This is a genomic window from Pseudomonas fluorescens (assembly GCF_902498065.1).
GTDB lineage: Bacteria > Pseudomonadota > Gammaproteobacteria > Pseudomonadales > Pseudomonadaceae > Aquipseudomonas > Aquipseudomonas fluorescens_BJ.
The window spans coordinates 327,795-337,159 of record NZ_CABVIR010000007.1 but is presented as its reverse complement, the minus strand read 5'-3'; the positions used below and the strand labels follow the sequence as shown (position 1 = coordinate 337,159).

Here is a 9,365-nt window from a genome sequence, read left to right as displayed (position 1 = left end):
CACTAGCCGAAAGGAGAATAACATTATAAAATAAATCATTCTACGATCTTTTGGCGCCCCCCCTTAGTTTGGCCGATTGCACGCCGAGCAAATGTCCCGCGTCGCGCAGCAGCATCCGGCCACTTATTGCTTCAGTCAGCACCGCTTTGCTTAGGCGAGGACTGTTTTTCGCGGTGGCATTACGGTAATAGTCACCCGCTCCACCTTCTTTATCCTGAAAAGCCTTGAGGATCATTCGATAGTAAGCGTTGTATTGCGCCTGGTTTACATAGCCAAGATCCAATGCGCGGCGACCGATCGCCAATTTACTGATGTGAAACCGAGTGGCCAGCGGAGCCAGGTTTTCTTCCCAGTTAACATTGGCGTTCCACAGGGTGCGGAATTGGGCTTCCGGAGCCAGAAACTCGCCTGCAACTGCATTGCAGAATCGTTCCTCGTCTCGTCCATTCGCGGAGTTCCCGTCAGACACTCCGCTGCTGCCAATCCAGATATGGGCCAGTTCGTGGAGCAACGTGAATAGCCGGGCGGTGGGGGCGTCGGAACTGTTTACGAATACAACGGGGGCGTGGACATTACTGATGGCAACCCCCCGAAACTCGCTGACTTCAAGTTTGCGATGAGTATTTCCTAGAGCTATGCCACTGCGCATAACCAAAATGCCAGCTGCTTCCGCTGCCTCGATCAAGGCACGGCTGTATTTGTCGTAATCCAATCGAGCAGCGTCAGGGTTCACGCCGAGCGTCCGGCGGATATCTTCCACCACATCTGTGACTCGAGATCGGCTATTGAAGCGACCGACAAATGCCAGCGGCTGATGCTCCTGGTGTTGCAGATACTCCAGATACCAATCCTGTTTACGTATGGAATCCCTGACGGTATCCAGCAGTTCAAGACTGGGACGTTGAGGCGCAAGCCCACCGACGGTCCGCAGATCAGGTAAAGGCAGTTGTTCGACGGGCGGCTGCTGAAGAAACAGGAAGCCAAAAGGAATGTGAGCGACGCTCGCCCACTTTTGAGCCTGAAGGAATGTCGGCCTGGTCTCTCCAGCCTCCCATTCCTGTACTCGATCAGGCTTCACAGGCAGCTTTCTAGCAACCTGTTCAGTGGAGAGACCCGCGCGCTCACGAGACCATGTGAGCAGGCTTGGATTAACTAAGGCGGCTTGGCTCATAGGGTCGCAGGCAATTCAGACAGGGTAGGCAAACATTCGAGCGCATCCTTGGCAGGTGCATCCGACTGACGCTGGTTCCAAATATCTGGCATTGCCTTTCTCCCTGGCTAACAAAAGTCTCGTGGCTGCGGCTAGAGATTAGTCGAGAAGCAGCGCTACCGACGTAGAAGCGCGCGATTATGAGGTAAACCCGCAACGATCCGAAGCGTAAATATGTAACCCGCAGACAGATGGTATTGACCTGTTTCAACGCGTTTCATGAGACAAATTTGACTCGTTCTGACGGTTGCAGGAACGAGGTCTGCACGATAACCTCCCACCGTCGCTGCCAATTCAGCGACCGGGTGTGGAAACCCGTGTAATTCAAGGCGCAACAGCGCCCCCATCACGTCTGCCGGCGCTTTTTTTGTGTCTGCGGCGTGAGTTATGGCGGCTGTGCGTGGGACGTCTTCGGGCGTGCCGGTTTCCTTGATTCCCGGTTTTCCACCCTGCGCACAGCTGTCACCCATTCGTGTGGAAACGAACGTGGCAGCTCCTCATATCAAGGAGTCTGATAATGCGCAGCATCAATCCGTACACAATTTGGCTTTCCCCTCTACACAATCCCCAATCGCGTAACGCTTCACCCCTCCCCCATCGCCTCTCCGTTACCGGAGGCGCCCAATGACCAACCAACCCGAACTCAAAACCATCGGCCTGACCCCCGCCATCTATTGCGGCGACAACCCCCTATTCCACGTCACCCGCGACATCCCGCTCGGCGATGCGTTGTCCATGGCTTCCGATTTCCTGTTCCTCGCCAAGACGCTCACCGAAGATGCGGCTTACGCCAAAGACACCGACCGTCACGCCTGGGCTGCGCATTATTTGACGTCGATGAGTAAGGCGCTGGTGGATGATGCGGTGAAGGTGCTGACGCGGGATCGGGATTCTTTGTCAGCTTCAAAAAGGGCGACGGCTGAGGGGTAGTGGTTTTCGGCTGGTGAGGCAGGACGGCTGTGGGGGCGGTTTGCTTGGGTGGTGGCGGTGAATCTGGCCATGGGTGGTGGCTGGTCTGGCGCTATCGCGAGCAGGCTCGCTCCTACAGGGGGTGGGCGTTAGCCCCGGGTTTTCGGGGCTTTTGAGCATTCAGGTTAGAGCAGGTGCTGGGAGATCAGTTTTGAGATTTCCACCATCGATGTCCGGCCGGTGAATTCGAATTTCACTTTGCCCAGTGACGAGAAGTAGATCTCCAGTTCCGAATCCAGGTCAAACGTGCCGGAGGTTTCTACCGAGTAGGCGACGATGTTTTTGTAGGGCAGTGAGGTGAAGTCTTTTTTGCTGCCGGTGAGGCCCTGGACGTTGACGGCGATGATGCGTTTGTTGGTGAACACGACGCCGTCGCGCATGGATTTGTACGAGTCGATGACGTGCTCGCCTTCCAGCAACAGTGCACTGACGCGTTCTGCGTATTCTTCGTTTTGCTTGAGTTTGAAGAAGCCTTTGTTGTTGAAGTCGATCATCTGTCCATCCTCCGTCCTAAGAAAAATCCCTGTGGATTACTTCAGCGCTTTTACGACTCGAATGTTGATGGGAAATCCATCCTGTCCGGGCAATTTTTTCCACCCCACGTACTGAAAAATCTCGTCCTCATCAATGTACTCGCCCCACTCCGCGGCTTTGCCACCCAGCACTGCGACGTTCCGGTTAATGGCGCATCTGCCATCGGAAGGACCGACGGTGTAGATCACGTAAGGTTCGACGTATTTCGCGGCGCGGAAATGGCGGCCGCAAGCAGAATCGACCCTGATCATCAAGGTCTTCAGATTCGCTTCACCATCCAGCTCGGCGTGCTGGTCGAGTTGCCCGATTTCGCCGACGTCGCTGAAGCCCATGGAGCGAGCGCGCTCGTAATCCGAGGAGGCCAGGTGTTTGGTCTGGGCTTGCTGGAGCTGCTGATCGACCTCCTCGCTGTAGGCAATACCGCCCTTGATCTCGAGCTCTTTCGCTTGGGGAAAGACGCTCTCACAGCGGGCGTATTCGGGGGAGCCGAGGGTTGACTGGGGGAGGTTCTCGCGATGTACGGTAAAGGTTCGCAGATACATCTTGATAGTGGGAAAAGCATCCTTGGGCGTCTGGCGCCCGCTCTGCACCTCGGTCACTACCTTCAGTAATTGCTGGCAATCGGAGAGGTAGGCCTCCCTGGCGTGTTCCGGGGTTTCACTCCAGTCGGCGGCGAGCACCGGGGTCATCACGACGGCGAAAGTGATTGCGCAGAACAGGCGCGAGGCTTGAGCGACAGTGGGCATGTGTAGTCCGTTACAAAGATGAAAAAAGTGGCGCAAAGCTACTGTTTTGCCGCCTTGCCGTCCACTGGCAGCAACGGGGACAGACCCTGTTTCCTGCGTTTTTCGCGAGTTCGCTCCTGCAGGGATTGTGTTTCTGATCCGTGTTTTGCGTGAGCTGATCTGGCGCTATCGCCAGCAGGCTGGCTCCCGCAGGGGATTTTGTGTGGTGGCTGGGATTTGGGATTGGCCTCGAGGTATTTGGCTCAGGGTGAATGGCTTTCGGTTGACGGCGGGATAGATCAGCGCATCTGCTCCCTGAATTGCCTACGGATCTGATGCTGTTTCTCACCTGTAATGCTTGCTATACATCAGCCATCGACAAGCCCTCAGGGCATTAGGCCAGTGAGCAATCGCCCCGCGCCGCACTCATCTAGACTTAATGGATAGTCGTAGGCAGAACCGAACACGTCGCTTTGGTGCAGTTCGATCAATAGCGGCGTGGCAAGCTGCCCTTTATGCCCGGTAGAGGTGCGGCGAAGACCGCATCGGGCACAACAAGATGCCCGCTCAGGGTGCCCTGGCCAACGGCCTGAAAATGCCACGATACCGTGACGTGGTGTGAATGCCGCAGCCGACACTTTCGGACGACCGACAACCTTCTGGTTTGTCCGTGACCGTGAGGATTGCTGAATGCCCGATGAGAGTCTGCACCTGCCGTTGGTCAACAGCCTGCTGGAGCGCCATAAGGGCTCTGCGGGTGCACTGTTGCCCATCCTTCACGATATTCAGGAACGCATCGGTTACATCCCCGATGTGGCCGTCCCCGAGATTGCCCATGCGCTGAACCAGAGTCAGGCCGAGGTTCGCGGGGTGATCAGTTTTTACCATGACTTCCGTACCTCGCCACCGGCCAAGCATATCCTGCGGCTGTGCCGGGCCGAGTCCTGCAAAAGCCGTGGTGCCGAAGAGCTGGCGGCGCAGTTGCGCGAACGTCTGCAACTGGATGACCACGGCAGCAGCGCCGACGGCAGCATCAGTTTGCGCCCGGTGTATTGCCTCGGTGCCTGCGCCTGTTCGCCCGCGCTGGAGCTGGATGGCCGGGTGCATGCGCGGCTCAGTGCTGAGCGTCTGGATGCCTTGCTCGACGCTTGCCGGGAGGACGCATGATGCCGACTCTTTATCTGCCCACCGATTCGCTGGCCCGTGCCGTGGGTGCCGATGAGGTGGCGGTGGCCCTGATCACTGCGGCCAAGGAACGCAATCGGCCGCTGGAGTTGCAGCGCACCAGTTCTCGCGGCCTGTATTGGCTGGAACCGCTGCTGGAAGTGGACAGTCCGCAAGGTCGGATCGGTTTCGGTCCGTTGACCGCTGCCGATGTGCCGTCGGTGCTCGATGCCTTAAAAGGCGATCCATCCGCTCACCCACTGGCCCTGGGTCTGGTGGAAGAGCTGCCTTATCTCAAATCTCAACAACGCCTGCTGTTCGCCCGCGCCGGCATCACCCGGCCGCTGTCGCTGGACGATTACCGCGCCCATGGCGGTTTCGAGGGTTTAACGAGGGCGGTGAGCGTTGGCGGTGAGCAAACCGCGACGGAAGTGTTCGATTCGGGCCTGCGTGGCCGTGGCGGCGCAGCCTTCCCCGCCGGGATCAAATGGCGCACGGTGCGCGCCACCCAGGCGGAGCAGAAATACATTGTGTGCAACGCCGACGAAGGCGACTCCGGCACCTTCGCCGACCGCATGCTGATGGAAGGCGACCCCTTCCTGCTGATCGAAGGCATGGCGATTGCCGGCATTACCGTCGGCGCCACTTACGGCTACATCTATGTGCGCTCGGAATACCCGGACGCCGTGGCCACTTTGCGTCAGGCGCTGAACCTTGCCCGATCCGCCGGTTACCTCGGCGCCAATGTCGGCGGCAGCGGCCAAGCCTTCGACATGGAAGTGCGGGTCGGTGCCGGCGCGTACATCTGCGGTGAAGAAACCGCGCTGCTGGATTCTCTTGAAGGCAAGCGCGGGATCGTCCGCGCCAAGCCGCCGATCCCGGCGTTGAAGGGGCTGTTTGGTCTGCCGACGTTGGTGCATAACGTGCTAACGCTGGCCTCGGTGCCGCTGATTCTGGCCAAAGGTGCGCAGTTCTATCGCGATTACGGCATGGGCCGTTCCCTGGGCACCATGCCCTTCCAGTTGGCGGGCAATATTCGTCACGGCGGCCTGGTGGAACGCGCCTTTGGCCTGACCCTGCGCGAACTGGTGGAAGTCTACGGCGGCGGCACCGCCAGTGGCCGACCGCTCAAAGCCGCTCAGGTCGGTGGCCCGCTCGGCGCCTGGGTGCCACCGTCGCAATTCGACACGCCGCTGGACTACGAGGCGTTCGCCGGCATCGGCGCGATGCTCGGTCACGGTGGTGTAGTGGTGGCGGACGACACGCTGGACATGGCCCACATGGCGCGCTTCGCCCTGCAGTTCTGCGCCGAGGAATCCTGCGGCAAATGCACGCCGTGCCGCATCGGCTCGACGCGCGGCGTCGAGGTGATCGACCGTCTGCTGGCCGCACCCGACCAAAGTGGTCGCGATGAACAGGCGATCATCCTCAAGGACCTGTGCGACACGATGCAATACGGTTCGTTGTGCGCCTTGGGCGGCATGGCCCCATTCCCGGTGGCCAGCGCCCTCAAGTACTTCCCCGCCGACTTCGGTCTGCAGCCCTCGGAGGCCGACCAATGATTACTCTCTTCGACCCGAAAACCGATATCGACCTGGGCACCCCGCACCGCGACAGCGACGTGCAAGTCACCCTGAACATCGACGGCCGCAGCATCAGCGTGCCCGAAGGCACCTCGGTGATGCGCGCCGCCGCGCTGCTGGGCACCACGATTCCGAAACTGTGCGCCACCGACAGCCTCGAAGCGTTCGGCTCCTGCCGCATGTGCCTGGTGGAAATCGACGGGATGCGCGGCTACCCGGCGTCCTGCACCACGCCGGTCACTGAAGGCATGACCGTGCACACGCAGACGCCGAAGCTCGCGACCCTGCGGCGCAACGTCATGGAGCTGTACATCTCCGATCACCCGCTGGACTGCCTGACCTGCTCGGCCAACGGCAATTGCGAGCTACAAACCGTGGCCGGTCAGGTCGGCCTGCGCGAGGTGCGTTACGGCTATGAAGGCGAGAACCATCTGGACGACAAGAAAGACACGTCCAACCCCTACTTCGATTACGACCCGAGCAAGTGCATCGTCTGCAACCGCTGCGTGCGCGCCTGCGAAGAAACCCAAGGCACCTTTGCCCTGACCATTACCGGACGTGGCTTTGAGTCCCGCGTGGCTGCCGCCGGTGGGGATAACTTCCTCGATTCGGAATGCGTGTCCTGCGGCGCCTGTGTGCAGGCCTGCCCGACCGCGACGCTGATGGAAAAAAGCGTGGTCGAACTGGGTCAGCCGGAACGCAGCGTGATCACCACCTGCGCCTATTGCGGCGTGGGCTGCTCGTTCCGCGCCGAGATGAAAGGCGACACGCTGGTGCGCATGGTTCCAGACAAAAACGGTCAGGCCAACCATGGCCACTCGTGCGTCAAAGGACGCTTCGCGTGGGGCTACGCCACCCACCCGGATCGCATCACCAAACCGATGATTCGCAGCCACATCAACGACCCTTGGCAGGAAGTCAGCTGGGATGAAGCGGTGACTTATGCCGCCAGCGAATTCCGTCGGTTACAGCAGAAATATGGCCGCGACTCCATTGGCGGCATCACCTCCAGCCGCTGCACCAACGAAGAAACCTATCTGGTGCAGAAACTGGTGCGCGCCGCGTTTGGCAACAACAACGTCGACACCTGTGCGCGGGTCTGCCACTCGCCGACCGGTTATGGCTTGAAACAAACCTTGGGCGAGTCCGCCGGCACCCAGAGTTTCGACTCGGTGATGCAGGCCGACGTAATTCTGGTGATGGGCGCCAACCCGAGTGACGCCCACCCGGTGTTCGCCTCGCAGCTCAAACGCCGCCTGCGTGAAGGTGCGCGGCTGATTGTCATCGACCCTCGCCGTATTGATCTGGTGGACTCGGTGCATGCCCGCGCCGAGCTGCACCTGGCCTTGCGGCCGGGCACCAACGTCGCCATGCTCAACGCCTTGGCCCATGTGATCATCACCGAAGGCCTGCAAGACCAGGCCTTTATCGACGCCCGTTGCGAGGGCAGCGATTTCGCCCGCTGGAGCGAGTTCGTCAGCCGCGCCGAAAACGCGCCGGAAGTGCTTAGCCCGATCTGCGGCGTGCCCGCTGCCGATATCCGTGCGGCGGCCCGTCTGTACGCCAACGGCGGCAACGCTGCGATCTATTACGGCCTCGGTATCACCGAGCACAGCCAGGGCAGCACCGCCGTCATGGGCATCGCCAACCTGGCCATGGCCACCGGCAACATCGGCCGCGAAGGCGTGGGCGTGAACCCGTTGCGTGGACAGAACAACGTGCAGGGCTCCTGCGACATGGGCTCCTTCCCCCACGAGTTGCCCGGCTACCGGCACATTTCCAACGAGGTGGTGCGGACCCAATTTGAGCAGGCGTGGAACGTCACCTTGCAAGCCGATCCGGGCCTGCGCATTCCGAACATGTTCGAGTCGGCGCTGGCCGGCAGTTTCAAGGGCTTGTATTGCCAAGGCGAGGACATTGCCCAGAGCGATCCGAACACCCAGCACGTCACGGCGGCGCTGTCGGCCATGGAATGCGTGGTGGTGCAGGACATTTTCCTCAACGAAACCGCCAGGTTCGCCCACGTGTTCCTGCCGGGCGCTTCGTTCCTGGAGAAGGACGGCACTTTCACCAACGCCGAGCGACGCATTTCGCGGGTACGCAAAGTCATGGACCCTCTGGGCGGCAAGGCCGACTGGGAAGGCACCGTGGCCCTGGCCAATGCCCTCGGCTACCCGATGCACTACAAACACCCATCGGAAATCATGGATGAAATCGCCAGCCTGACGCCGACCTTCACCAACGTCAGCTACGCCGAACTGGACCGCCACGGCAGCCTGCAATGGCCATGCAACGCTGCGGCACCGGACGGCACGCCGACCATGCACATCGAGCAATTCGTGCGTGGCAAGGGACGCTTCATGCTCACCGGCTACGTGCCCACCGAGGAGAAGGTCAACAACCGCTATCCGCTGCTGCTGACCACCGGGCGCATCCTCAGCCAGTACAACGTCGGGGCGCAAACCCGGCGCACCGAGAACGTCGCCTGGCACGACGAAGACCGTCTGGAAATCCACCCGACCGACGCCGAGAGCCGTGGCATCAACGAAGGCGACTGGGTCGGCATCGGCAGCCGCGCCGGCCAGACCGTGCTGCGTGCGCGGGTCACCGAACGGGTCGCCCCGGGCGTGGTGTACACCACCTTCCACTTCCCTGAATCGGGAGCCAACGTGATCACCACCGACAACTCCGACTGGGCCACCAACTGTCCGGAGTACAAGGTCACCGCCGTGGAGGTCAGCCGCGTCTACCACCCGTCCGAGTGGCAAAAACGCTATCAGGCCTTCAGCGACGAACAGGACCGCTTGCTCAAGGAGCGCCGTCAGGCCCGTGGCGCTAAAGCGGAGGTGCGCCGATGAGCACTGAAAACCTGATCAAGATGGTCAACCAGATCGCCCAGTATTTCGCCACTGAACCGGACCAGAAAGCGGCCGTGCTCGGTGTGCGTAATCATCTGCAGATGTACTGGACGCCGGGCATGCGCAAGGAATTGCTGGCCTGGCAGACGGAACATCACGGGGCGGATTTGCATCCGTTGGCGCAAGAGGCGGTCAGTGGGGCGGGTTGGGAGGCTTAGGTTTACACGAACTTAAGTTTGGCTGAAAAACCTGTGGGAGCGAGACCGGGTTGCCGGCGATAGCGTCAGTTCAGTCAGCACTCATGCTGAATGTACTGCCCTCA

8 protein-coding genes are annotated in these 9,365 nt (G+C 60.3%); 5 read left to right on the top strand and 3 right to left on the bottom strand.

The annotated features are described in order from the left end of the window. Positions 1 to 40 precede the first annotated feature (40 nt). A complete protein-coding gene (locus F8N43_RS23600) occupies positions 41 to 1,171 on the bottom strand; it encodes an XRE family transcriptional regulator (protein ID WP_150654454.1) in 1,131 nt (376 codons plus the stop codon). A 663-nt stretch (positions 1,172 to 1,834) separates the two neighbouring features. Between F8N43_RS23600 and F8N43_RS23590 the strand changes: the two genes are divergently transcribed. After that, entirely contained in the window at positions 1,835 to 2,140 is a 306-nt protein-coding gene (locus F8N43_RS23590; RefSeq protein WP_150631944.1) for a DUF3077 domain-containing protein, read from the top strand. 164 nt (positions 2,141 to 2,304) lie between these two features. On the opposite strand, the gene F8N43_RS23585 is transcribed toward F8N43_RS23590, so the two are convergent. Beyond that, the gene (locus F8N43_RS23585; protein ID WP_084320763.1) at positions 2,305 to 2,673 is read right to left on the bottom strand and encodes a PH domain-containing protein; all 369 of its coding nucleotides are present in this window, start codon (positions 2,671 to 2,673) and stop codon (positions 2,305 to 2,307) included. A gap of 36 nt (positions 2,674 to 2,709) precedes the next feature. Then, positions 2,710 to 3,459 carry a hypothetical protein gene (locus tag F8N43_RS23580; RefSeq protein ID WP_150654453.1) on the bottom strand — a complete coding sequence of 250 codons (750 nt, stop codon included), beginning with the start codon at positions 3,457 to 3,459 and terminating at the stop codon, positions 2,710 to 2,712. Between the two features lie 669 nt (positions 3,460 to 4,128). Here F8N43_RS23580 and F8N43_RS23575 point away from each other — a divergent pair. From F8N43_RS23575 to F8N43_RS23560, 4 genes are read left to right on the top strand one after another with little or no spacing between them, the layout of a single operon-like run. Continuing rightward, positions 4,129 to 4,605 (top strand): formate dehydrogenase subunit gamma, encoded by a 477-nt coding sequence (locus F8N43_RS23575; protein ID WP_150639230.1) that lies wholly within the window; start codon positions 4,129 to 4,131, stop codon positions 4,603 to 4,605. After that, positions 4,602 to 6,164, top strand: a complete 1,563-nt coding sequence (locus F8N43_RS23570) for a formate dehydrogenase beta subunit (protein WP_191630149.1) — start codon at positions 4,602 to 4,604, stop codon at positions 6,162 to 6,164. Before F8N43_RS23575 ends, F8N43_RS23570 begins: the two co-directional genes overlap by 4 nt. Further along, complete coding sequence (gene fdhF / locus F8N43_RS23565) at positions 6,161 to 9,043, top strand: formate dehydrogenase subunit alpha (RefSeq protein WP_150654452.1); 2,883 nt, start codon at positions 6,161 to 6,163, stop codon at positions 9,041 to 9,043. Before F8N43_RS23570 ends, fdhF begins: the two co-directional genes overlap by 4 nt. Continuing rightward, positions 9,040 to 9,261 (top strand): formate dehydrogenase subunit delta, encoded by a 222-nt coding sequence (locus F8N43_RS23560; RefSeq protein ID WP_150639231.1) that lies wholly within the window; start codon positions 9,040 to 9,042, stop codon positions 9,259 to 9,261. Before fdhF ends, F8N43_RS23560 begins: the two co-directional genes overlap by 4 nt. Positions 9,262 to 9,365: the final 104 nt, after the last annotated feature.

Coding starts and splice junctions, on each gene's coding strand:
- F8N43_RS23575 (WP_150639230.1), top strand. CDS start 4,129: ATGCCCGATGAGAGTCTGCACCTGCCGTTGGTCAACAGCCTGCTGGAG.
- F8N43_RS23570 (WP_191630149.1), top strand. CDS start 4,602: ATGATGCCGACTCTTTATCTGCCCACCGATTCGCTGGCCCGTGCCGTG.
- F8N43_RS23580 (WP_150654453.1), bottom strand. CDS start 3,459: ATGCCCACTGTCGCTCAAGCCTCGCGCCTGTTCTGCGCAATCACTTTC.
- F8N43_RS23590 (WP_150631944.1), top strand. CDS start 1,835: ATGACCAACCAACCCGAACTCAAAACCATCGGCCTGACCCCCGCCATC.
- fdhF (WP_150654452.1), top strand. CDS start 6,161: ATGATTACTCTCTTCGACCCGAAAACCGATATCGACCTGGGCACCCCG.
- F8N43_RS23560 (WP_150639231.1), top strand. CDS start 9,040: ATGAGCACTGAAAACCTGATCAAGATGGTCAACCAGATCGCCCAGTAT.
- F8N43_RS23600 (WP_150654454.1), bottom strand. CDS start 1,171: ATGAGCCAAGCCGCCTTAGTTAATCCAAGCCTGCTCACATGGTCTCGT.
- F8N43_RS23585 (WP_084320763.1), bottom strand. CDS start 2,673: ATGATCGACTTCAACAACAAAGGCTTCTTCAAACTCAAGCAAAACGAA.